Annotated in this window: 20 protein-coding genes and 1 tRNA gene; 14 read left to right on the top strand and 7 right to left on the bottom strand. The window is 37.8% G+C overall.

The annotated features are described in order from the left end of the window. Positions 1-39: 39 nt before the first annotated feature. The 4 genes from ribB to ACPF7B_RS02045 all read left to right on the top strand — a co-directional run bounded on the left by ribB (position 40) and on the right by ACPF7B_RS02045 (position 5009). Positions 40-1257, top strand: coding sequence for a 3,4-dihydroxy-2-butanone-4-phosphate synthase (gene ribB / locus ACPF7B_RS02030; protein WP_490505973.1), 1218 nt, complete (start codon positions 40-42; stop codon positions 1255-1257). A 108-nt stretch (positions 1258-1365) separates the two neighbouring features. Beyond that, positions 1366-1830: a 6,7-dimethyl-8-ribityllumazine synthase gene (gene ribH, locus ACPF7B_RS02035; protein WP_490505974.1), complete on the top strand. Its 465-nt coding sequence runs from the start codon at positions 1366-1368 to the stop codon at positions 1828-1830. 161 nt (positions 1831-1991) lie between these two features. Continuing rightward, entirely contained in the window at positions 1992-4667 is a 2676-nt protein-coding gene (acnA, locus tag ACPF7B_RS02040) for an aconitate hydratase AcnA (protein ID WP_490505975.1), read from the top strand. A 123-nt stretch (positions 4668-4790) separates the two neighbouring features. Next, positions 4791-5009 carry a YMGG-like glycine zipper-containing protein gene (locus ACPF7B_RS02045; RefSeq protein WP_490505976.1) on the top strand — a complete coding sequence of 73 codons (219 nt, stop codon included), beginning with the start codon at positions 4791-4793 and terminating at the stop codon, positions 5007-5009. 170 nt (positions 5010-5179) lie between these two features. On the opposite strand, the gene ACPF7B_RS02050 is transcribed toward ACPF7B_RS02045, so the two are convergent. The 4 genes from ACPF7B_RS02050 to ACPF7B_RS02065 all read right to left on the bottom strand — a co-directional run bounded on the left by ACPF7B_RS02050 (position 5180) and on the right by ACPF7B_RS02065 (position 12732). Further along, complete coding sequence (locus ACPF7B_RS02050; RefSeq protein WP_490505977.1) at positions 5180-6865, bottom strand: coiled-coil domain-containing protein; 1686 nt, start codon at positions 6863-6865, stop codon at positions 5180-5182. A gap of 254 nt (positions 6866-7119) precedes the next feature. Beyond that, the gene (locus ACPF7B_RS02055) at positions 7120-8511 is read right to left on the bottom strand and encodes an APC family permease (protein ID WP_490506484.1); all 1392 of its coding nucleotides are present in this window, start codon (positions 8509-8511) and stop codon (positions 7120-7122) included. Positions 8512-8645: 134 nt separating this feature from the next. Further along, entirely contained in the window at positions 8646-10364 is a 1719-nt protein-coding gene (locus ACPF7B_RS02060; RefSeq protein ID WP_490505978.1) for an amidohydrolase, read from the bottom strand. 214 nt (positions 10365-10578) lie between these two features. Beyond that, on the bottom strand, positions 10579-12732 hold the full coding sequence (locus ACPF7B_RS02065; protein WP_490505979.1) for a YgiQ family radical SAM protein: 2154 nt from the start codon (positions 12730-12732) through the stop codon (positions 10579-10581). 374 nt (positions 12733-13106) lie between these two features. On the opposite strand from ACPF7B_RS02065, the gene bfr (ACPF7B_RS02070) reads away from it, so the two are divergent. Then, entirely contained in the window at positions 13107-13580 is a 474-nt protein-coding gene (gene bfr / locus ACPF7B_RS02070) for a bacterioferritin (protein WP_490505980.1), read from the top strand. A 23-nt stretch (positions 13581-13603) separates the two neighbouring features. Next, positions 13604-14077 (top strand): bacterioferritin, encoded by a 474-nt coding sequence (gene bfr / locus ACPF7B_RS02075; RefSeq protein ID WP_490505981.1) that lies wholly within the window; start codon positions 13604-13606, stop codon positions 14075-14077. Between the two features lie 123 nt (positions 14078-14200). On the opposite strand, the gene ACPF7B_RS02080 is transcribed toward bfr (ACPF7B_RS02075), so the two are convergent. After that, complete coding sequence (locus tag ACPF7B_RS02080; protein WP_490505982.1) at positions 14201-14980, bottom strand: restriction endonuclease; 780 nt, start codon at positions 14978-14980, stop codon at positions 14201-14203. A 262-nt stretch (positions 14981-15242) separates the two neighbouring features. On the opposite strand from ACPF7B_RS02080, the gene ACPF7B_RS02085 reads away from it, so the two are divergent. The 7 genes from ACPF7B_RS02085 (at position 15243) to ACPF7B_RS02115 (ending at position 21103) form a co-directional block, all read left to right on the top strand. Beyond that, on the top strand, positions 15243-16664 hold the full coding sequence (locus ACPF7B_RS02085; protein ID WP_490505983.1) for an aminotransferase-like domain-containing protein: 1422 nt from the start codon (positions 15243-15245) through the stop codon (positions 16662-16664). 180 nt (positions 16665-16844) lie between these two features. Next, a complete protein-coding gene (locus tag ACPF7B_RS02090) occupies positions 16845-18215 on the top strand; it encodes a cytochrome ubiquinol oxidase subunit I (protein ID WP_490505984.1) in 1371 nt (456 codons plus the stop codon). Continuing rightward, positions 18215-19222, top strand: coding sequence for a cytochrome d ubiquinol oxidase subunit II (gene cydB / locus ACPF7B_RS02095; protein WP_490505985.1), 1008 nt, complete (start codon positions 18215-18217; stop codon positions 19220-19222). The genes ACPF7B_RS02090 and cydB overlap by 1 nt, the downstream gene beginning before the upstream one ends. Positions 19223-19280: 58 nt before the next feature. Then, positions 19281-19409, top strand: a complete 129-nt coding sequence (locus tag ACPF7B_RS02100) for a DUF2474 domain-containing protein (RefSeq protein WP_490505986.1) — start codon at positions 19281-19283, stop codon at positions 19407-19409. A 132-nt stretch (positions 19410-19541) separates the two neighbouring features. Then, positions 19542-19618: transfer RNA gene (locus ACPF7B_RS02105), tRNA-Met, on the top strand. A 396-nt stretch (positions 19619-20014) separates the two neighbouring features. Then, positions 20015-20302, top strand: a complete 288-nt coding sequence (locus tag ACPF7B_RS02110) for a hypothetical protein (protein WP_490505987.1) — start codon at positions 20015-20017, stop codon at positions 20300-20302. A gap of 9 nt (positions 20303-20311) precedes the next feature. Next, positions 20312-21103 carry a phage antirepressor N-terminal domain-containing protein gene (locus ACPF7B_RS02115; RefSeq protein WP_490505988.1) on the top strand — a complete coding sequence of 264 codons (792 nt, stop codon included), beginning with the start codon at positions 20312-20314 and terminating at the stop codon, positions 21101-21103. A gap of 754 nt (positions 21104-21857) precedes the next feature. On the opposite strand, the gene ACPF7B_RS02120 is transcribed toward ACPF7B_RS02115, so the two are convergent. Continuing rightward, positions 21858-22835: a phage portal protein gene (locus tag ACPF7B_RS02120; protein WP_490505989.1), complete on the bottom strand. Its 978-nt coding sequence runs from the start codon at positions 22833-22835 to the stop codon at positions 21858-21860. Beyond that, a complete protein-coding gene (locus ACPF7B_RS02125; RefSeq protein WP_490505990.1) occupies positions 22835-24571 on the bottom strand; it encodes a terminase large subunit domain-containing protein in 1737 nt (578 codons plus the stop codon). Before ACPF7B_RS02125 ends, ACPF7B_RS02120 begins: the two co-directional genes overlap by 1 nt. 246 nt (positions 24572-24817) lie before the next feature. Between ACPF7B_RS02125 and ACPF7B_RS02130 the strand changes: the two genes are divergently transcribed. Continuing rightward, a complete protein-coding gene (locus tag ACPF7B_RS02130; protein ID WP_490505991.1) occupies positions 24818-25639 on the top strand; it encodes a GPO family capsid scaffolding protein in 822 nt (273 codons plus the stop codon). Positions 25640-25646: the final 7 nt, after the last annotated feature.

Consider the following 25646-nt stretch of genomic DNA (forward strand, 5'->3'; position numbering starts at 1 on the left):
AAAAAGAATGATCAAAAATTGAAAAAACAAGGATTAACAATGAAAACGTTTACTCATGATTTTGGTTCTATCGAGAAAGTGCAACAGGCTATCGATTTTATACAAAAAGGTGGCATGATTATTGTCACAGATGATTTATCTCGTGAAAATGAAGGGGATCTCATCATGCCGGCAGAAATGGCAAAACCAGTTGATCTAAACTTTATGATTCGTCATGCCGGCGGACTGATTTGTGCACCATTATCGAAAGAAATTGCTGAGCGTTTAGAGCTTGAACAGATGGTTATGAACAATAAAGACTCTTATAAAACAGCCTTTACTGTTTCAATTGATCTTGCAACAACTCATACTGGAATTTCTGCCTTTGAGCGAACAGAAACGTTAAATGCATTAGCAGATTATAATAAGGAAGCGCACGATTTTAATCGCCCTGGACATATCTTTCCATTAATAGCTAAAGATGGTGGTGTATTAGAACGACGGGGGCATACTGAAGCAGCCATTGATATTGTAACTTTAGCGGGTTTTAAACCAGTGGCAGTGATTTGTGAGATTTTAAAAGAAGATGGTGAGATGGCAAGGGAGCAAGACTTAATTCCTTATGCAAAAAAATATGGTTTACCACTTATTTCTATTCAAGATATCGTCAATTATCGAAAAATGCTTGAAGACACAACCGCTCTATTACCATTAAGTGATGCGAATTTACCGACGGAATTTGGTGATTTTCATATCTATTCATTCCCGAATAAAAATGGCAAAGAACCGCATATTGCATTGGTTAATAAAGATCGTGATAAATCCCAACCTGCAACTGTTCGTATTCATTCAGAGTGTCTGACGGGCGATGTATTCTCATCGATTAAATGTGATTGTCATGCCCAACTACAATTTGGTTTGAAGGAGATTGCAGAATCCCCGAATGGCATTTTGCTCTACCTTCGGCAAGAAGGTCGTGGAATAGGGATTGTGGAAAAGTTGAAAGCTTATAAATTGCAAGATCAAGGGATGGATACAATTGAAGCAAATCGCCAGCTAGGTCATGGTGCAGATGAACGTACGTATGAAGAGGCGGCTGAAATTTTACAATTCTTTGGCGTTCGGGAAATCAATCTTTTATCGAACAACCCCGAGAAGATTGCAGCAATGAAGTTAGCAGGTATCAAAGTAGTAGAGAAAGGCACACCACGATTTGAGACAGATGAAAATCATGATTATCTAGATGTAAAAAGAGATCGTATGGGGCATAAATTGTAACGATGTAAAAGTCATTGTGATTGTTGAATGGCATCGCCTGCAAAACAAAGTTAACAAAAGTATTTAAATATTTTAAAGTTTTATTATTTATAAGTTAGGAGAAACAGTATGAAAGTATTAGAAGGCCAATTAAATATTAAGGGTAAAAAAATTGCAATCGTTGCAGGGCGCTTTAATAGCCTTATTACAAAACAGCTTATTGATGGTGCAAAAGATGGTTTAGTCCGTAGTGGACTTAAAGAGGAAGATATTACTCTTGCATGGGTTCCTGGAGCGTATGAGATTCCGCTTATTGCGAAGAAATTTGCTGAAAAGAAGGACATTGATGCTGTCATTTGTCTTGGCGCAGTTATTCGAGGAGCAACAGCTCACTTTGATTATGTCGCTGGTGAATCTGCGAAAGGTATTAGTAAAATAGGATTGGAAAGTGGTAAGCCTGTGATGTTTGGCATTTTAACGGTTGACTCCATTGAACAAGCGTTAGAACGAGCAGGGACAAAGGCAGGAAACAACGGATTTGCTGCTGCTATGGGCGTTGTTGAGATGCTGAGTTTGATTGATGAAATCGCTTAAGGTAAAGGGATTTACAATTCCTTTTATGACTTAATCTTGCTATTATTGTTGGAATCATAGAAAAGGTATGGCACTAATAACAAAAACTAAGCCTAGAAACTTTTATAAAAGAATATATTACGATTTTAAGCAGATTTTTTTATTAAACTTAGGAGGTCAACATGAGTAAACTAGACTCATATAATACTCTCTCAACCCTCAATGTAGGTGGCAAAGAGTATCATTATCATTCAATTAAAAAAGCAGAAGAGAAATTGGGAGATCTATCAAAACTCCCAAAATCGATGAAAGTACTCTTAGAAAACTTACTTCGCTTTGAAGATAATATCACTGTGAACGCTGATGATATTGCTGCGATTGGTGAATGGGCAAAGAACCGTACATCAAAACGTGAAATCCAATATCGTCCAGCGCGTGTTTTAATGCAAGACTTTACTGGTGTACCTGCGGTTGTAGACTTAGCAGCAATGCGTGATGCAATGGTAAAAGCAGGTGGTGATGCAAAGCATATTAATCCATTAGCACCTGTGGATCTTGTTATCGACCACTCAGTAATGATTGATAAGTTCGGTACTAATGCAGCATTTGACGAAAACGTAAAGCTCGAAATGGAACGTAACGGTGAACGTTATGAGTTCTTAAAATGGGGTCAAAGTGCGTTTGATAATTTCCGTGTTGTACCACCAGGAACAGGTATCTGTCACCAAGTAAACTTAGAGTTTTTATCGCAAGTTGCTTGGACAACTGAGAAAGATGGTAAAACTTGGATTATGCCTGATACCTGCGTTGGGACAGATTCTCATACACCTATGGTAAACGGACTTTCTGTCCTTGCATGGGGTGTAGGTGGTATTGAAGCAGAGGCGGCTATCTTAGGTCAGCCAATTTCAATGGTAATTCCTGAAGTTATCGGCTTTAAATTAACGGGTAAGTTAAAAGAAGGTGTTACTGCAACTGACTTGGTTTTAACAATTGTTGAAATGCTCCGTAAAAAAGGTGTTGTCGGCAAATTCGTTGAATATTATGGTGATGGTTTACAAGAGCTGCCACTTGCAGATCGAGCAACAATCTCAAACATGGCACCGGAGTATGGTGCAACAGTTGGTTTCTTCCCAGTAGATGAGACCACTTTGAGTTATATGCGTTTAACAGGGCGTGATGAAGAAGTGATTGCGCGTACTGAAAGCTATGCAAAAGAGCAAGGTCTTTGGGGAAATGCTGGCGATGAACCTGTATTTACAGATACATTAGAACTTGATTTAAGCACTGTTGAACCAAGTATGGCAGGTCCTAAACGTCCTCAAGATCGCGTAACATTGCCAAATCTTAAAAATGCATTTGAAAAATTTGTCACAGACAATAATGAAGATCTTTCAAAAGCTGCAGATATTTACGTAGAAGGTAAAGAGGTAACACTTAATCAAGGGGATGTCGTATTTGCGGCAATTACATCTTGTACCAATACATCAAATCCAAGCGTAATGATGGCCGCTGGCTTAGTCGCTGAGAAGGCCGCAAAACTTGGCTTGACGCGTAAACCATGGGTAAAAACTTCATTAGCACCTGGATCTAAAGTGGTTAGTGAATATCTCGACAAAGCGGGATTGACTAAATATCTCGATGAAGTTGGATTTAACTTAACAGGTTATGGTTGTACAGCTTGTATCGGTAACTCAGGTCCATTGATTAAAGAAGTTGGTGAAGCAATTGATGAAAATGATTTCACAATGGCCGCTGTAATTTCTGGTAACCGAAACTTTGAAGGACGTATTCATCCACAAATTAAAACAAACTGGATTGCTTCGCCGCCGCTAGTTGTTGCATTTGCAATTGCTGGAACAACGCGTATTGATATCGCGAAAGATCCAATTGCACAAGATAAAGCGGGCAATGATGTTTATCTTAAAGACATTTGGCCTTCAAATCATGAAATTGCAGAAGCAGTTGCAAAAGTTGATGGTACGATGTTCCGTAAAGGATATGATGGCGTATTTGATGGTGATGAGCATTGGCAAGCACTTGATGTTGCAAAAACTGAAACATTCCAATGGAATAAAAAGTCAACATATGTACAACATCCTCCATACTTTGAGAAAATTGATCAACCAATCGAAGCGGTTAAATCAATTGAGAACGCAAATGTATTAGCATATTTTGGTGATTCAATTACTACTGACCATATTTCACCTGCTGGTGTCATTATGGCAGGTGCACCTGCAGGGCTTTATCTCCAAGATAAAGGGGTACAACCTAAAGACTTTAACTCATATGGTTCACGTCGTGGTAATCATGAAGTGATGATTCGTGGTACTTTTGCGAATATACGTATTCGTAATAAAATGTTAACGGATGTTGAGGGTGGTTATACCAAGCATATCCCTTCAGGTGAAACTTTACCAATTTATGATGCAGCGATGCGTTATGCTGAAGAGAACACTCCGTTGATTGTTCTTGCGGGTAAAGAATATGGATCAGGATCAAGTCGTGACTGGGCAGCAAAAGGGCCGAATCTTTTAGGGGTGAAAGCTGTTATTGCTGAGAGTTATGAGCGTATTCACCGCTCTAACTTAATTGGTATGGGTATTCTTGCACTGCAATATAAAAATGGTCAAAATGCTGAAAGTCTTGGTTTAACTGGTGAAGAGTCATTCTCGATCAAACTTGATGACAATATTAAACCAGGTCAAGATATTGAAGTTGTTGCGAAAAAAGCAGATGGTTCTGAAGTTAGATTCACAGTTCTTTGCCGCATTGATACATTGAATGAAGTAGATTACTACAAATCGGGTGGTATCTTGCATTATGTTCTTCGTGAAATGATTGCTGAACATAAGTAAGTCGATATTACTGATTTAGCGATGAAAAAGAGAGTGCAATTTGCATTCTCTTTTTTATTTGCTGTGTTATTATTAATATAATCAATAAAACTTTATAACTCCAGATACGATTTGAGGTGAATTATGAAAAAAATGTTAAACGTAATGACTGTATTTGCAATATTCTCATTTTTGGCTGCATGTTCAACATGGGACGGAATGAGTAATAAAGAGAAAGGTATGGTTATTGGTACTGGTGCAGGGGCAGTTGCCGGTGCAGCAGTAACAGATACTATCCTTGGTACTGCCGGTGGGGCTGCTGTTGGTGGTTTAATCGGTAATGAGATCGGTAAAGCGCTCTGATTTTTGGTCATCTGTTTTTTGTAACCGTTTGATCGAATATAATTAGATATTAATGTCGTCATGATAAATATCTAGATTTATTCAGAAGTTTGAAAAAAGCTCAATGATTATTTTCATTGAGCTTTTTATTCTTCATATTTTAAAAATGAATGATATTTTCATCGATTTTTTTATGAAGGATTTGCCGGGATTTGTCGATTTTGATGATCACGCATTTCAATATTTGTAAATGGTAATTCCCATCCTTCTTGCTGGGCACAACGCAAACATGCTTCCTGTAATTTACGCCCAGATTGGTAGTAGTAAGGGGCAGAAGAACCCTTCATAGCCACGATTACTGTATAAACAAGAGATAAACCTTCGTTAATCTTACGGAACTCTACACTGATAGAATCATACTGATCGTGCAGTGCGGTTTTCGATAAAAAATCAACAATATAGGTTTTCAATTTTTGGAATACTTCATCCACAGGAGTGTTGAAATGTTTATAAGAGAGTCCAAAATCTACGGTTGTATAATAGCCGCGCGAGAGATTTGTTGGTGCATTAGCAATAAAATCTGCCGTCGGGTAGATAATCATACTATTAAATGAATCTAAATAGAGTGATTCAGGTGTTTGGCGTTTTATTTCAACATATGTGCCATTAGGTAGAAGGAATGATTCTCCAACTTTAGATGGGAACCAAATTTCATCATTATCAAATGGTCGTGAGGTTAATGTGCTGAGTTCAGGTAGCATTAAACGGATACGACCGTTATCGAGTGATGGATTATAAAGTGTTGCTGAATAGAGCGTAATACGCTCAATAATCCATGGAATACCACGATAGATAACACGTTCACCTTGACGAGCTGATCCTAAATTAAGAAATTGACGAATCTCAGAGAAATATTTTGGTAAATAATTGCGGAAAGCAAAAATTAATGCCAACAAAATTAAGATAGCTAAACCAAAAAGCACCATATCGCCCATTGCATGAAGGACAATTAAGAAAGCAATAACGGACACAATAACAGAGAAAATACGGTAGGTTAAAAGTAGTAAACGTGCTTTAAGATTAACTTTTTGTTGTCCTTTTAAATTACGATTACGACGCTGAATAAGGAAATCGACAACTTTGGTTAATAGATAAAGAACGATAAAAAATGTAGCAAAGGATGCAAGTAGAATTAATCCTCGCCCTTTAATAAAGTTAATCGTTCCATCTTTTAGCGACTGGAAGAAAGTCTTATCAGTCGTTAACGTTTCTAAAATAGCAAGATTTTGCTCTTTGTCTCGTTTTAACTCATTGAGAAATACAGTCCAATTACTATTGATCGTTTCAAGACGCGTTTTCAGCTGAGGGTCTAAATTTTGCTCCGGAATATTATTGAGATACTTTAAACCTTGCTCAAGTTTTGTGATTTTTTCATTAATGATCGTGAGTTCTCGATTAATTTCTTCACGTTCACGAGTTGTTTGTGTGAGGCGTTGTATCTCTGAGAATACAGGTTGTACAATTTGGAGCAATTCTGCCTGCCAATCGTAATTCATTGTCTCTTCAGTATTACTTTTAGTAAGGAAATTTATATCAATTCCTCCCAGAGCATACTTTTCAAAATCAACACGAGCTTGATTTAAACGAGTTTGAAGCTGTTGTAGGCGCTCTTCAAGAGCAGCCTTACCTTCGTCTGAAAGTGTTTGAGCAAGTTCGTTTTTAACATCTGCAATACTTTTTTGTAGTTCTGTAATCGATTCTTCGGTTGTTTCTAGAATCTGACAACATTCAATAGCTGGTTGTTTAGGCGGTGTCGCTTCACTTTGAGCATAGGTATAAGAACCTATAACAAAGAGGAGGGTGAGGGGGTATCTCAAAAAATTTCTCATATTGATCATAATCTCACAAATTCTTCTTGTTTAGTCTTAAAGGGATATATATATTATCAAAAAGTCGCTATAAAATCATTTGACTAGCCATAATTAGTACTAATTCTTATATTGTTCAAAAATATTTAAAAATGAGAAAATAACTTAAGAGTTTGTTTTGTAATATATTTTTTTAATTTATTTGAAATTAAAGCTTAGTCAAATAACACAGCGATTGAGATGTTGCTACGGTTACAAGATTATCAAAAAGATTTTTCACGCGCTTCAATGATCTCTTCAATTTCATCATGTCCAATTTCTGGAATTGGTTTTTTGAAGAATTTAGTCATATAAAATAGATAGAACATACCGCCAGCAAACCATAATAACCCGATAGTCATTGCATGACTGTCTAGACTAGTCCAGAGCCAAATTGTCAACAGAATGCCAATGACAGGTAGTAAACCGTAAGAGAAAAATCCTTTGAGATGGAAGTTTTCGCGATTTTGAGTAAAGAGATGACTTTTAATGACGCAAGCGTTAACTGCGGCAAAGGCAACTAACGCCCCGAAGCTAATCATGGAAACAACGAGATTTAGTGGGATAACTAATGCGATAAGAGAAAAAGTAGCGACACATATTAAGGCTAGATGCGGCGTATTATATTTAGAATGAAGATTATAGAAAATTTTTCGTGGCAATACTCCTTCACGGCCCATCGCAAAGAGAATCCTAGAGACACTTGTTTGAGATGTCATTGCTGAGGCATAGACGCCGGTAAGATAAGCAGCAAGGAAGAGATCAGAAAGTAATTTGCCGCCAACTCCGCTCTTTTCACCGACACGACTAATAACATCTAAACTAGCCGTATCTTGACGAGAGATATCAATAAAGTCGGTCCATTCAGGATAGGCGATATTCGCAAAGTAGGCGATGACTAAAAAGATTGATCCGGCGATGACGACCGTTAGCATGATTGCTCTAGGAAGTGTTTTAGGTGCATTTTTTGTCTCTTCTGCCATTGTTGCAATGGCATCAAAGCCCAAAAATGCAAGACAGAGAACAGCTGCGCCAGAAAGTAGTCTACCAATTTCTCCACTATGAAGAGTTAGCGGTTCAAACATTGTTTCAGCTGTAAATTCAGAGCCTTGGAAACTTAATATCAAAAATAGGCCGATAAAGATTATTTGTAATGCAATTAATATAAGGTTGACCGGTGTAATGAGTTTAATCCCAATATAATTCAGGATTGTTACGGAAATTATTGAAATAGTAATAAAGACTTCGGTTGGAATCGCGGGAAATGCTTTATTAAGATAGAGTCCTAAAACAACGTAATTGACGATAGGTAAAAAAAGATAATCTAAAATCTGCACCCAACCGACAGAAAATCCAATAGCCGGCCCGAAGGTGCGTTGCGTATAGGAATAGGCCGAACCGGATAAAGGGAGCAAAGTAGACATACGGCAGTAGCTCAATGCTGTAAAAAAGATCATAATGAGAGTTATAATGTAGGCAATTGGTAAATGCCCGCTACTTAGTACAGTGACTTGTCCATATGTTGTGAATATTCCGAGGGGAACCATGTATGCAAGGCCAAATAAAATCAAGACAGGTGTTGTTAAGACACGGTTCATTGCAGGGTTGGTCATTATTATCATCTCCTATTGACCGCCCACATTTCATTGAGGGTGATCCGTTATTATGGCGTTTATCAGTCGCCTTGAAAGAAAAGACCGTTGCTATCTATTAAATAGCAACGGCATCTACTAAAATTTGTTACTAGCGTCTATTTGGCAGTTTTGGGGTAGACTGTTTTTCCCCCGATGACTGTTTCGACAATTTGAACATTTTCAATATCGCTTGGGTCATTAGCAAGTGGATTACGATCAAGAATGATATAGTCAGCAAATTTATCAGGTTCAAGCGAGCCAATAAAATCATCTGCACCAAGCATAAAAGCTGCTTCAATCGTTGCTGAACGAAGAACTTCAGTTAAAGTAACATTGCGATCTGTATTGAGACGGGGATTATTCGGTGCTTCCCCTTGTCGTGTTACTGCTACTTTAAAATCGAACCATTCATTTAGAGGATCGATTGGCCAGTCACTTCCGAAAGAGACACGGATGCCTGCATCATAAAATTTTCCTGCTGTCTCAAGATAATTGAAGCGCTCTTCTCCTAAAATATCATGCATTTCTTGAGCAAATTCTTTGGTATACCCCGCCCACTGGAATGAAAGACAAGGAATTGCCTGAAGTGATTTAAAGCGAGCATATTGATGGGGTGCTACAAGCTCGTTGTGTGCAAGGCTTGGGCGAATATCTTTTCCGGGTAATTCATTGCGCATCGATTCAATTGCATTAAGTGTTACTTCGATCGCTCCTTCTGCAACGGTATGCATATGTGGGTGGAATCCACGGCGGCTAACTTCGGTAATTAGTCCTGTTAAAATTTCATTACGATAATAAAGATCCCCATAATTATTAGAAGATTGCCAGTTAGGTGCTTCTTTAGTACCAATATTTGTACGGTATGGTTGGAGAAGTGCTGCTGTATTTATTGGTGATTGCATCACACCATCAACAAAGAATTTTGCATGGGAGACAAAAATATTGGGGTCAGTTGTCCATTCTAAATCGCTATATTTTTCAGCAAATTCAATCATAGTATCAACCGCTTTAGGGATATCTTTTACTTCAGGTGCCTTATCAGGAGTGATTTCACGAGCACCAAAGAGGCGTAATGTTAATGTCTTTTCCTCTTTAAGAACCTTGAACGCATCCATTTGCAAATCAACTGCGCGAGCATCCATAACCGTCGTCACTCCTTGACTATTGAGTAATTCTTGAACACTTCTAGCAACGGTCACAGCACTTTGGGCATCAAGCACCGGAATGCTTTCAAAGGCACGCATGGCTGGAGCATCTTCTAAAATTCCATTAAGTGAACCATCGGGGTAACGCCGAATTGTCCCATCAACGGGAGTTGGGGTATTTTCATCAATTCCAAATAGTTCTAATGCTCGGCTATTCGCCACTAATGTATGGCAATCATTGGAAAACAGGATCACAGGACGTTGAGTATTCAAAGTATCTAAATCGCGGCGTGTAATATCAGTACCTAGTGGTAAAACCGCTTGGCGCAAAAAAGCTCGTACTTGCAGCCAATCTGTATCTGATCGATGATCACGATCTTGATCGATATAGTCTTGAATAAATTTTAAGGTATCTGTTACCGTTAAGCTCGCATAATCGAGGTTACATCCAAATAATTGTAATCCGCCCCAGAATGGATGTAGATGTGAGTCTACAATGCCGGGCATCAACATTTTGCCATCAAGATCGATCATTTCGGTTGAATCTGATTTGAGCTGTTCGAGTTCAGTTTTATCGCCAACTTTTAAAATTTTCCCATTGGCAAAAGCAATAGCGCTAGCGATGGTGTTTTCTTTGTCTGAGGTGAAGATTGTACCGTTATAATAAATTTTTTCTGCTTGTTGTGTCATTTCCTATCCCCTTATTATTGTCGCGGTTCTTTAGTGCTACTAATTCTTGCACAATATTTCCATATTACTGATTTATTAAAAAATTACTAAACGTTTTTATTTTTTCAGAAAAAAGCTTAAGGTGATATTGCCTTAAGCCTTTGTAAAGATGGAGGTTAGTAAGATGTATATAAGATGAAATTCTTTCAAAAAATATCTATTTTGCCTGTTTTATTTAACGATTACGATTATTTTTTTTATTACGAGGAATTCCTTGATGATTGGTGGTAAATTTATTACCTTTAATCGGCGGTTTTACATTACCTTTTCCTGTTAATCGCGCTCTTTCTCTGCGGCTTTCTGCGGGTACTAAACATTCTTTTCCTGATCCAATCAAATCAACTCTCCCCATATAGCGTAACGTTTGGCGCAATAATGGCCAATTTTCCGGATCATGATAGCGTAAGAATGCCTTATGTATTTTGCGACGCTTCAGGCTTTTAGCAGTTCCTACCTGTTCAGAGTTTTTACGAATAGGTTTCAATGGATTGCGTTCTGAGTAGTACATAGCCGTTGAGAGCGCCATCGGTGTAGGTAAAAATGCTTGGACTTGGTCAGCACGAAGATCATGCTTCTTAAGCCACAAAGCGAGATTCATCATATCTTCATCAGTTGTTCCGGGATGTGCTGCGATAAAGTAGGGAATGAGGTATTGCTCTTTGCCAGCTTCTTTTGAGTATTTTTCAAAAAGTGTTTTAAAATCTTCATATGCTTTCATAGAAGGCTTCATCATTTTTGATAATGGTCCTTCCTCTGTATGCTCAGGCGCGATTTTAAGATACCCCCCAACATGGTGGGTAACGAGTTCTTTGATATATTCGGGGTCTTGTGAGGCTAAATCATAACGGACACCAGACGCGATATGAATGCGCTTAATTCCCTCAATATCCCGTGCTTTGCGATAGAGCTGAATAAGCGGCTTGTGATTGGTATTTAAGTTTTGACACACGCCGGGGAACACACATGATAACTTTCGGCAATGTTTTTCAATATTTGGGTCTTTACACGCCAAACGATACATGTTGGCAGTTGGACCACCAAGGTCTGAAATATATCCGGTAAAATCAGGGCTACGATCACGAATCTCTTCAATTTCATTTAAAATTGATTGCTCCGAGCGACTCTGGATAATTCGCCCTTCATGTTCTGTAATTGAACAGAAAGAACAACCCCCAAAACAGCCACGCATGATACTAATGGAATGTTTAATCATCTCCCAGGCTGGGATATGCGCGTCACCATAGTCAGGATGGGGCGCTCGCTCGAAAGGAAGTGCGTAAACAGCATCCATCTCTTTAGTCGAAAGTGGAATAGGTGGCGGGTTAAGGAATACATCTAAATCACCATGTTGCTGTACCATAGGGCGTGCATTAAAAGGATTTGTTTCGAGATGTAAAATACGGCTAGCATGAGCATAAAGTGCAGGTGTTTCGGAAACATCCTCAAAGCTTGGTAGTCGTATAGTCACATCCATTCGTGTGATTTTTTCGCTTTTACTTGCTTCTAATTCTGTTGGTGCTTCAAGCGCGACATTGGTATCACACTTTTTAGCATCTACTGAATCACCATAAGGATTAATATAGGGATCGATTTTACCAACATGATCAAAATGGGTTGAATCAAGTTCGTGTCGATTAAATTGATGCTTTGCATGGGGACGAACTAGTGCTGATCCGCGAATGTCGGTAATCTCTTCGATACTTTCACCATTTGCAAGTCGATGACTCAGTTCTGTAATAGAGCGCTCACCATTACCAAACAATAGTAGATCAGCAGCACTATCGATAATAACCGAGCGGCGGATACTTTCTGACCAATAATCATAATGTGCCACACGGCGAAGAGATGCTTCGATTCCACCAATGATAATAGGTGAATCTTTAAATGCTTCACGCAATTTTTGTGTATAAACTATCACAGCACGGTCAGGTCTTTTTCCATTAACATCTCCAGCAGTATAGGCATCATTACGGCGAATTTTACGATCGGAAGTGTAATGATTCACCATTGAATCCATGTTGCCAGAGTTCACGGCAAAAAAGAGATTGGGTTTGCCTAGTTTTTCAAAATCTTCGAGAGAACGCCAATCAGGCTGTGAAATAACACCAACGCGGAATCCTTGTGCTTCAAGTAGACGGCCTAAAATAGCTGTACCAAAGCTTGGATGGTCAATATAACTATCACCAGTAACAAAGATAATATCGCAGCTATCCCAACCTAGAAGATCCATCTCTTCTCGAGACATTGGTAAAAATGGTGCGGTACCAAAACGGTGAGCCCAATATTTACGATAGGAAAAGAGTGGGGTGACATCTTCAAATTGACGCATAATATGTAATCCAGTTACTGTAAGATGGAGAGTAAAGTAAGATACTGATGATACAATTTTTTTAGAATAAATTCATTATGATTGCGGATGATCAAATCCCACTATTTTTTGCGTAAATATTACACATTCATTAGAGAGTATTTCTTTTTCTTATCTGTAAATAATTTTCATTATAGAGGGTTAAAATTTTTAAGGAGTTGTAAATCCTTCACTTCTTCAGTATCTAAAAATGGAGTGGCAATCATCCGTATATGACAATCGTTTTTGTTTGTAAGGCATTGATTAAGGCAGTTAATCTCAACTCGTATTTCGGGTATTAGTTGTTATACTGTAAAGAGGTTCAAAGATTATAAATTTCTAAAGGGAATAAAATTATGCAAGGAAATAGAGAAGTTATTGATTATTTAAATGTGCTTTTAGCAGGTGAATTAGCTGCAAGAGATCAATATTTCATCCATTCATCAATGTATGAAGAGTGGGGATACATGAAGCTCTATGAGCGTATTTTTCACGAGATGGATGATGAAACAGATCATGCAAAACAGATCATAGCGCGTATTTTGTTATTAGAAGGTACGCCGAAAATGGTACCCGATCAAATCCATATTGGTGCGACAGTTCCAGAAATGCTACAAAGTGATTTAAATCTTGAGTTGTCTGTTCGTGAAGCTCTTAAAAAAGGGATTACACTTTGTGAAGAGAAACAAGATTATGTAACTCGTGACATGTTGGTAGTGCAGTTAAAAGATACCGAAGAGGATCATGCACACTGGTTAGAAAAACAATTGCGCTTAATTGATACAATTTCATTACCACTGTACCTTCAAAAACAACTTGGGAACGAATAATTGACGTTTTCTAGGAGGTAATTATGAAAATTGAACGAACTGTTTTACAGCATCTCAATAAGGTATTAGGGCAATATTTAATATCCATTAACCAATATTTTTTGCATGCTCGTATTCTCAAAAATTGGGGGTTTGAAGAGTTAGGTCATCCTATTTATAAAAAATCGATTGATGATATGAAGGAGTCAGATGAAATCATTGAACGTATTTTATTACTGGAAGGTCTGCCAAATCTTCAAGAGCTCGGAAAATTACTCATCGGGGAAGACGTGCCTGAAATCCTCAAATGTGATCTTGCTAGAGAATATGCAAAACGCGCTTCATTAGTTGATGCCATTGAGCACTTAGAATCTATGCAAGATTATGTCTCTCGTGAACTTCTAGAAGAGATGCTCGATGATAGTGAAGAATATATTGATTGGCTTGAAACTCAGCAAGAAAATATTAAGTTAATGGGGCTTGAAGTCTATCTTCAAAAGATGATCGCTAATAAATAAGTAGTTTCGCATAACGCTGTTAAGCTTCATTTTTTAATTAAAAGAATAGGTGAGCCCGATCTAGTAAATCGGGCTTAATTTTGTTTTTTGTTACTGGTTTTCATGATAGAAGTAGAAAATTTTTTACTGAATTTCATAGATCATCGCTTGTAATCTTTTTCGATCAATCAGTATCACGTCAAGTTTAATGGCTGCATCAATTGCTGCTCTTGTAAAACCACTATTGGTAATAACAACTGCACGATCAAGTTTATAGAGCTCTTTTGCAGTATAGATCTCCTGAATGGCTGAAAGAGGAATATTTTTCTTCCAGCGCTTACATTGAAAACCGTAGTGTAACCCTGCGAATTTAGCAGATACATCGAGTCCATTATCTTGACTATATGAAGTCACTTTAATATTTTTGAAATTGGACTTAGCTAGTAGATTCGCGATGTAATGTTCAAAGCATTCGCCATCCATTTCATCGATCTCTTCTATTGTATACACCTCAACATGGCGATAACGTCTATAACCTTTGTGTTTTCCGAGAAAAATAAAAATATTTTGTAGCAGTTGAGAGACATAATCGCCAATTATTTTAAATGCGGGAACAAAGGAGAGTAGTAAAAATAGAAAGTTATAAGCGAAACTAAAATGTGAAATAGTAGCGATATAAAAGAGAAATCCATTTAAAGCAAAAGCAATCATAAAGGATTCTGAAAGAGAGAGTTTCAGTAAGCGGCTCAACTGCCATAACGGGAATAGCATTAATACGATACCAATCGTAAGACCTAAAAAGGCTAAAATAATATTCGTTGAATAGAGTAGTGTTAATGAGAGTAAGCTCGTTAGTATAATTGTGATAGTTGGACTCACAATATAACTAAAAAGAAATTTTGAAATTGAAAATGCGCAATTCATATTTTATTTTCTGCGCCAGATGCCGCTATTCATGAATGATTTGAGCTATTCATCATAGCATTAAATCTGATTTTTAGATAATAAAAATCGGGAAAAGCCTCTAAATATCGGAGTTGTAAGAACTTATACGTTAATTTTTGCATTAAAAGAGTAATTCATTGTCGTATTGTTATCTCAAATAGTGAATAGTAACCATTTATTTGTTGGTTTTTGTGTTAAATTTATACTTTAGTAATTTGGAGATAGCAGACAGGGATAAATAATGAAACATTATGAAAAAATCGCAAATGAGATTCGAGAACTTATTCATAATGGAACACTTTCAGCATTAAAAAAATTACCTTCGATCCGTAAAGCGAGCCAAATTTTTCATGTAAGCCCATCAACAATACAGCAAGCGTATTACTTACTTGAAACGCAAGGGATAATTTATGCAAAAGAGCGCTCGGGCTTTTTTATTAAAGGTGTTTTTAATGGCTCGTTAGAGCCGGATGCATCGCATAAATTAAAGGTCAAAGAGACGGATGTAGAGATGAGTGATTTTATCTTTTCAGTGCTTAACGCCCATAAAGATCAAACCAATATTCCGTTTGGATCAGCATTTCCAAGTCCTGAGTTTTACCCTATAAATCATTTAGCTGATAGTATGTCCAAAAGTTTCCATAACTTGGCATCTATACCGTATGAACTGGTCACAGATATGAATGGCGGAAGTACAGAGCTGAAACGCCAAATTCATCTTCGTTATCTTCTCAATGGATTTCAAACAGAAAAAGAAGAAATTGTTATCACAAGTGGTGCAATGGAGGCGTTGAGTCTTTCTTTGCAAGCAGTGACGCAACCAGGGGATCTTGTTGCTATCGAATTTCCTTGTTTCTATGCAATATTACAGATTTTAGAGCGTTTGCAATTAAAGGCAGTTGAAATACCGGTTTATAGAGAAACAGGCATGCATATGGGATTGCTAGAACAATCGCTTGAAAAGATGGAGATTAAAGCGATTGTATTAATGACGAAATTTCAAAATCCTACTGGTGCAACTATTCCTGAAGCGAATATTAAACAGCTCTATTCTTTGATGAAAAAATACCAAGTTCCAGCGATTGTTGATGATGTCTACTCTGAGATCTATTATGGAAAACGTGTACCATTTTTTTTAAAGTCACTCGATTCTGAAGGATTAGTATTACATTGTGATTCTTTCTGCAAATCGCTTGCCCCTGGATTTCGGGTTGGTTGGGTTGCAGCAGGGCGTTATGCGGAAAAGATTGAACGGTTAAAATTAATGACAACTATTTCGCCTTCAGTGCCATCACAGCTGGCCATTAGCCACTATCTTTCACATAGGAATTATGATCGGCATTTAGCAAAGCTTCGTGCTGAGTTTCAAAAGTCACAGCGAAAAATGTTTAAAGCGATTGAACGTTATTTTCCAAAAAATATTCAAGTCTCCCAGCCAGAAGGTGGTTATTTTCTTTGGATTCGACTTCCTGAGGGTGTTTTGGCGCTTGAGCTCTATCGGCAAGCATTGGATCACCACATTAGTATTGCACCGGGACCTATTTTTTCAGCATCTCAGCAATTTCAGAATTATATTCGGCTTAATTATGGAATGCGGTGGAATATGCAGCTTGAATTAGCAATGAAGAAATTGGGGGCGCTTATAAAAGCGGCTATCGATTAAATTTTACCCAAAATAATTATTTCGCAAAAATTGAGCAGTACAGTTGTATTGATTTTTATAGTAAAAGTTTTAATTTGTGAATCTGTACTGCTTTTTTTGTGAAATCTGTATCTATTAATTGGGATAAGTCATTGTTACGCTTGTGCTCTTAATTCTTATTTACTAACTTAGGAGCGCTAAATGTTCGGCATTGAAGCACTGGATCTTGCACGTATACAGTTTGCATTTACGGTCTCATTTCATATTATCTTTCCAGCGATTACTATCGGTCTAGCTGCATATTTAGCGGTTATACACCTTATGTGGTACAAAACTGGAAAAGAAAAATATCGAAATATTTTCAAGTTTTGGAGTCATATCTTCGCAGTAAACTTCGGTATGGGTGTTGTATCAGGCGTTGTAATGGCATTTCAATTTGGTACTCATTGGAGTGAGTTCTCTCGTTTTGCAGGTGGTATTACTGGACCACTTTTAACATATGAAGTAATAACTGCATTCTTTCTTGAAGCAGGATTTTTGGGCGTAATGCTCTTTGGGGAAAAACGTGTGAGTCGTGGTGTTCATCTTATTGCAACATGGTTAGTTGCACTAGGAACATTCCTCTCAATGTTTTGGATTCTATCATCAAATAGTTGGATGCAGACACCAGCAGGTTATGAAATTATTGATAATCGTGTTGTACCGATTGATTGGTTAGCAGTTGTCTTTAACCCATCATTTATTTATCGTTTAATGCATATGGGCTTTGCAGTATTTGTGACAACTGCATTAATGGTAGGTGCTGTCGCTGCTTGGCATCTTCGTAAAGGTGATCAAGCACCTGAATTCAAAAAAATGTTTTCAATGTCGATGTGGTTTTTAGTATTAACCATACCGGTTCAGCTTTTTATAGGGGATTTACATGGTTTAAATACTCTACATCATCAGCCAACAAAAGTTGCGGCGATAGAAGGGCATTGGCGCAATGAAGGTGATGAGCCAACTCCATTAGTTCTCGTAGGTTGGCCAGATATGGAAGCTGAAGAGAATAAATACGCAATAGAAATCCCTATGTTAGGAAGCCTGATTTTGACACATAGTACAACAGAGCAGGTTCCGGCGTTGACCGATGTGCCAAAAGCCGATCGACCAAATGTTCCTTTAGTATTTTGGTCATTCCGTGTAATGGTTGGCTTAGGTGCTTTAATGCTCCTTGCTGCTGTTGTGAGTCTGTATCAACGTAAAAAAGGTACTTTCTATACCAGTAAATCTTGGTTAACTTTTATGGTTTGTATGGGGCCAGCAGGATTGCTCGCAATTTTAGCGGGTTGGTTTGTGACAGAAGTTGGTCGTCAGCCATGGGTTGTTCAAGGATTACTTCGTACCACTGATGCCGTATCGCCACATTCAACATTACATATGAGTTTAAGTTTAATTAGTTTTGTCGTTATTTACTGTTTGATTTTTGTAACGGGCTATTTCTATATGCTCCGTCTAATGGGTAAAGGTATACACCATGACAAATCATCAGCAAATGATACGAATAATGTGCTTTCAAAAGGAGCTAAATAATGACTTTTGACCTTTCATTTGTCTGGGCGCTAGTAATTCTTATTGGTGTGACAGTCTATATCGTTGCAGATGGTTTCGACCTCGGTGTTGGTATTCTTCTTCCTTTCGTAAAAACAGAGAAGGATCAAGATGACTTTGTTAATTCCATAGCTCCGGTTTGGGATGGAAATGAAACATGGCTTGTATTAGGTGGAGCTGCATTAATGGGGGCATTTCCCGTCGCTTATGCGGTGATTCTGAATGCTTTTATGTTACCGATAATCATTATGCTTTTCGGGCTTATTCTTCGAGGTGTAGCATTTGAATTTAGAACGCATTCTCCTCGTAAACATAAGAAAATTTGGACACTTGCATTTGTTGTTGGTTCATATGTAACCACTTTTATGCAAGGAATAATGGCCGGTGCTTTTCTTGAAGGATTTACAATTGTTCAAAACGCATCGGGAATCCATTTTGCCGGGAAAGATTTAGATTGGATCTCGCCATTTTCATTCTTCACAGGCGTAAGTCTAGTAATTATGTTTGCATTATTAGGTACATATTGGGGTGCAATGAAAGGGCACACAAGCTTGAAAGCACAGCTACTTTCGCGTTCAAAAAGTATCATAGTCCTATTAATGCTTGTTTTACTAGGCTTAATGATTGCTATGTTCTTTTCTGATCGTTTATCGCCACTTTTAACAGGCATACGTCTTTACTTAGTGGTTGGCACAATTGTATTAATTGCATTTATCTTATTGTTACTTCTACAAAATAAAACGTTCTCTAACGGAGTTCGCTTTACATTAACGGTACTTTCGGTTGTTATTGGTATGGTTGGATTTGTTTCACTCTTCTTCCCGTATATCGTGCCACCAGAGATTACGTTACAGATGGCATCATCGGCTGCATCAAGCCAAATGTTTGGCTTAGTGGGAACATTGATCTTATTACCATTTATTATTGCCTATCTTCTTTGGACTTATTATGTATTCCGAGGAAAAGTAGTTTCAGGTGAAGGCTATTAATCAAATGAAAAGCCGGCATTAGTCGGCTTTTTAAAAATTGAGAAAGGGAAAGAACAAAATGCAAAGTTCATCAAAATTAAAGCAATTTGGTTGGTTAATTCTACTTTGGTGCGGTGGCGTTGTATCGCTTTTTGTTATTGCCACAGTTATTCGTTTCTTTATGACTTTAGCGGGTCTTAAAAGCTAAAAGTAAATAAACTCAAAAAGATAAAAAGCAAGTTTAAATGATGATTTTGACTGAATGGTATAAATTGTAAGCAAGTTGGAATATAGTGTTGACAGAAAGTGTGATACCCTATAAAATCCTTTTCAGTTCTTAGGACATATAGCTCAGTTGGTTAGAGCACAACACTCATAATGTTGGGGTCGCTAGTTCGAATCTAGCTATGTCCACCATATACAATATTGAAAGCCCGCTGTTTAGCGGGCTTTTTGTTTGACTGAAATATATGTGACGGGAATTTTGACGGGAATGCCTTTAATTAGAGATGCACGTAGTATCCTAATCAAATCAGTATTTGTATAAATATCAAACAATATTATTTTTTTGACCTCTTACCCTAAATACGCTATATTCAGTTCAAGGTCGTCAAAAGCCAATAAAGTAGCGGAATATTCGCCCCGTCAGCGCGGTTTTTTTGTGCTATCAATTTTTCTACGCCGAGAGGGTGAGGAATACAATACCCGTAAGGGAAATAACTCCGGCCGTTCTACTTGTCGGCTTTTGAACCTCTTGGCACCCAATTCCTTTGGGGTCTTATTTAACTTCAAAATTAACAAGTAGGTCAAAATATGAGTAAGCACGCAAGAAGAGCACAAACGCTCTATGAATTAAAATCTGAACTTTTTTCTTTAAATCTTCCAGAAAAAACAATAGAAGAGATCAGCCAACTTGAAAGGCGATTAAATGATACGGCTGAAGATGTCCGTGAGCTTTCAATTAGCTTAAAAACTATCGTCGAACTCTTTGATTTTAGCCGCGAAGAAGCAATGTCGCTTGAACAATTGCATGCCTTGATGAATCCTTATATGGAAACATTGACTAAAAAGTCTACCGAATTAATCGATATTCTAAGTTAGGAGGAAAGTATGCAATTAATGTCAGTACCATTTCACCAAGATAATCTTGTTTTAGTAAATCAGGACAATGAACCCTTTGTGGCAATGAAACCAATCGTGGTTCAAATGGGGTTAGATTGGAAAACTCAGTATCGAAAAATTGAAGAAAAATTCAATTCAACTATGGTCATTATGACCACAGTTGGTGAGGATGGAAAACTACGAGAAATGGTTTGCCTACCACTTCGTAAATTACCAGCATGGCTATATTCCATTAGCCCTAATAAAGTCGCACCGGAGCTCAAAGATAAGATCATTCAATACCAGGAAGAATGTGATGATGTGCTTTGGGAGTATTGGACAAAGGGGTTTGTCGGAAAACAACCGCAAAGAACAAGCGTTGCACTTTTAAGATATCGTCTTCAACTTATTGAAAAACTCGAGAAAGAGAGACATAGCGTTAAAAGAGAAGCTATTTATGAACAACTTAAACTCGTATCCCAAGAGCTTGGATTAACTACGCCGGAAATGGATAGCTTAGGATTTAAGAGTGCTTATGAGGAAATATTAAGTGAATTCTGGGAGTTTTATAGTGAAAATCAAGATCGATTTAACCATTCAACTAACGATAATATGATCGCTATTAATTTAAATGAGGTACTAAAACCCTTTATTGAGTATCGAGGGAAAAGTTTGACTCGAAGCACATTACAACAGGCTTTTCAGTCATGTGAGTCCCCCAAATATACCGAAAATAAAAGTGTTTTTAGCGTACTGAAAAGGGTCGCTGTGAGGTGTTATATTTTTGCGGGGAATGTCTAATTGATAATTATCTAAATAGAAGCCACTGATTTTCAGTGGTTTTTTTGTGTCTTTAAATAGGGAAATGATCTCAGCGACTTGATAATTTTAGTGAGTTGTTTGTTCTAAAAGCGTCAAAATCGAAAAAAATGCACATTTAGAGTGGTAAAACCGTTGAAAAATTTTTTTAATCGGCCCCTCCTCGCGCACCGGCGGCTTTTTTCTGTGCTTATTTGTTACAATTGGGATTTTTAGCTAGATGTTGCGATTGCTACTGAATAGTAGTTTAGGAGACTTACAGAGTATTACAGATAATTGCAGCAGTCAATTTCTAATCAAACATTCATCTCCGGGTTACATTACGTAGAGGAGATATTCTTAAAATATATATAAATGATAATAGCCCAAAAGAGGCTATACTAGGCTCATTTACTAGATTGAATCTATCGGATGGGGGGTCTTCGCAAGTGCATATTATTCATAATGTTGTTTTTTGAAGTTTAAATTGATTAGGTATTGCAATACTTTTAAAGAACTTAAGATTTGTAATATTCTGATAATGTCACATAAGAAAATTATGCAATGTTTTGTAATTAATATCGTTTTAAAAACCGCATAGGAATGGGGCTTTTGAGGGTCGTGTAATATTTGTTACTCCACATTATGTGAAATAATCATATTCGTGATTGCCGAAAGTACCGATTCTAATCGCTTTGATTTTTAGTTGAAAAATCACATTACGTGTAATATGCCCGTGCGAAGGTCGAAAGTTTTTTTAGTCCTCTATTTGATATTTATTGAATTGAAAAGCCTTGATTCCAAGTTCACGATTAAAGCCTTGCAATAGTATTTGTAACGGTAAGATCTCATTTTTATAGAAGACGGTTGCATGTTTCGCAGGGTCGCCAAATCCGCCCGCATTTTTAGGTGTGATTCCCATCAAGACAGGTGGCACTCGGTGAGCGGTATTAATATCTTCATCAGTGATGCGTTTGATATTGAAGAATTCATCCTTTGCCGCTACTTCCGAGATCGGTATTAATTGGATGCTTTTATCGTTGCCTTCGGGGATGTTCAAAACGAGGTTGCGGAAATTACCATCACCTTTTGTTTTTTGCAGATTATCTGTAATACGATCCATGATCTTTTTATCGATCTTCCCATTAATTGAGAGAATGAATCCCGCATGTGAGCCGTTTCGATAATATTTAATGCGGAAGTAGGTGGCTTCACGATTCAGATCCACAGAGCGCAATGCAGAAAGATAATTGGGTCGTCCGTAAATGTTTTGCACTGGATCATAACTTGAGAAGACAGCGACCTCATCTTTTTTAAATTCGGTTATGTCATCCACTGTATTCGCTACAAAATAGTAGTTATCTTTACGGCCAACACGCATGTAGTAAGCCATTAGATGTTGAAGTGAAAGATTATTGCCAAGTTTTGATTTCGTTGTATAGAGATACCCAGATCCGTAAATCAAGTAATCGGTAATGAACTTATTGAAATCTATCGCTGATAAATATTCATTTTCAATAAAGATTGAGGTAATGATTCCGGCTTTAAAATATATAGATGATTCATGCAATGACGCTGAATATGTAGCATTATTGAGATCTTTATAGTTATAGCGTGGAGGATAGTAGAGATCCGCATTATAACCATCTCCACCGATCAGGAAATCATAAAACTCACGATCACTAATGTGTTGTGCTGTATCAAATGTAAAAACATTCGCAGTATAATCTTTCATTAAATCCAAACTCCTGTTGCTTCGTTGTCTTCTGACGTTGTGCCGTCGATATTGATGTAACTTAATCCATACATAATTGCCCATGAGAAATCAGCATGTGCGGTTTGAGTGTTGCGCACTGTTTCATATAAGATCTGATTGCGACCAACTTTTGGCCTGATTGCAAGATATGATTCAAAGACATCGGTCCAATCTTTTTCAAAGCGGAGCATTTTCTCTTTAAACATCTTGCGCATCTGCATTACGAGATAATTTTTCAGCTCGGCTGAACCTTTCATCTCTTTAATTGGAATCGTTTTACCAATTAATGAGCGTTCAACACGAGCAGATACCGCAGCACCAACGCCGGTCGTGTCGATACCGATATGCTTGACGTTATAACGAGTGGTAAGATCAACCACTTTCGCAGCTTGATCGTCGTAATCTTCACCAAACCAATTGAACTTTTCGATCACGCGGTGATAAGGATGCTCTTTTGTTGGCAGGGCAATAACGACACAAGCGGATATATCAAGCTCTTTTGCCGGATCATAACCAATAACGACCTCTTTATTACCATAGGGTCGATCGAGTCCTTGCGAGATCCATACATCTGGCCACTCTTCAAATGTATCAACCATACACGATAAGATTTGTCGTGCATTAAATGCAGATTCACCGGCTTTCATCCAAACACCCATAAATAGCATTGGGTAAGTTTCGGGATGTCGTCGTTTTAGACGCTCAACATTAATGAGGTCATTGCCTTGTGCCACAGCATCTTCAACCGTAATAATTTTCCGGAAGATACCATCACTACACATAATCCCTTTTTGAGCTTCTTCATAGCTGAACTTCACCGCAATTCGATCTTCACCAATTCCCATCCAAGCATCATAAGCAGGATGTGATTCGTGGCTTGGTGTTGAACTCATCACAATATTAAATTGTGAGAGTGTTGCACATGCTTTTACAACTTCGGTTAACTGTTCAAAATCGAGCATCCATGCATATTCATCGACCGTTACATCCGCAGAGAATCCTTGTGCTGTACGATAATTCGCTCCTAAAAATTCAATCACTTCACCACCGGGCAATTGGATCCGTTCAACACCGGGAACTTTGATTCCCCATATATCGAAAATAACGCGTTTAATATCATCTCGCGCTTTAAATGCTTGTCGTTGTGAAGCAGAGATATAGACTTGATCATTCCCTCTGTTTATCGCTCGGCGCAGTGTTCTACCAATTGCCAATGCCCATGTAAATCCTGTCTGTCGTCCTTTCAGGATCATTGCTTGGCCATCAGATTCTGGCAGATCTAAATAATAATCTGCCTCTTTGATAAAGTCTTTTTGATAAGGGAATGCATGTTCTTCCCAATATTCGTTAATCTTTTCTCTGAATTCTTCAGGATCAATCTTCATAAACGCTTTAATGCGTTTCTTATCTTCTTTCTCTTCTTCGCGAACAGGGAAAAAGAGTTGTTTGAGTGTCTTGCATATTCGATCAAATTCTTTGTAATCGGCATTACTCTTATTTTCTTTAAAGAGCAGATGCATATACCGCAGTTCTGTACATGCTTGTAATCTGTCGAATGTTGTTAATGTTTCCCACTTCTGTTTATCCCGCCAATAAGCGACGGTGCTCACAGCGGTATCAAGCCGAGTAGCAATATCACTCAAGGTCCATCCAGCAAAGAAGAGGATCCTTGCTTGGTGATCTTTGGGCAGTGTTAGTGGTGGTAAATCAATCATGACATCTCATTTATTCAGTTATTCAATGCTGTTCATTGTCTATTTTTTCGTGAAAAGCTGTTACTGATCGCTGCTTGTATTTCTTGCTTGTATATTTTTTCGAATCGTTAGCGTGCTATGCGGTTTGCGAGCATTTTTTCGAAAAATAATACAAGCAGAGATAACTCGCATAAGAGTTGCAAAAAAGTAAATATGTGTCTCAAGGCTTGGTGTGAGCACGATTTATCAATTTTTATGGAGCTAATTATGAGCGAAGCAATTCGACATGGATTAAAGAAAACAAAGTTTTTCCGAGTAGCAGTCTCGGGTAAAACGGTTGATGGCCGCGAAATTACAGCGGAACAAATCGACCAGATGGCGGCAACATACAATCCTGAAACGTATGGTGCGCGAGTAAACATGGAGCATATTCGCGGTATCACATCGGATTCTATATTTAAAATGCTTGGTGATGTGATCGCACTGAAAGCCGAAGATGTCACGATCAATGGAGAGCAGCGTCGCGGACTATATGCGCAATTAGCTGTTTCGGATGACCTGATTGAAATAAATGAAAAAGCACAAAAGATCTATTCATCTATTGAAATGATCCCTAATTTTGCCGGCACAAATAAAGCTTATTGCATTGGCTTAGCGGTGACGGATTCACCCGCGAGCTTGGGTACGGAAGCATTGCAATTTTCTAAGAACTTCAATATCGAAACGTTCAAAAGTGAAGCGCTGGAAGGTGAGTTAGCCTTTGATGAGAATGCAAAACAAACAGATCAAGCACCTGAACAGGATGCGAATTTCTTTACAAACTTGGTGAAAAACCTCTTTAAGAAGAAATCTGCATTTGATCGCAATGATCTTGAACAAGCATTTACCCAAATTGCTGATGAGTTCACAAAACATGATGCAAAACGTAACGCCGATATTTTAGAGCTTACAAATAAGTTGCAAGCTCTCGAAGAGAAGTACACATCACTTTCCAAAAAAGTCGAAACGTACAGCACAACGCCGGCCAATAGTTATCAAACGCCAAAAATCAGTGATCCTGAAGGCGAGTATGAAAAATCAAAATTTTAAGGGGAAT

It is taken from the genome of Ignatzschineria sp. 22MB058224, assembly GCF_058188435.1.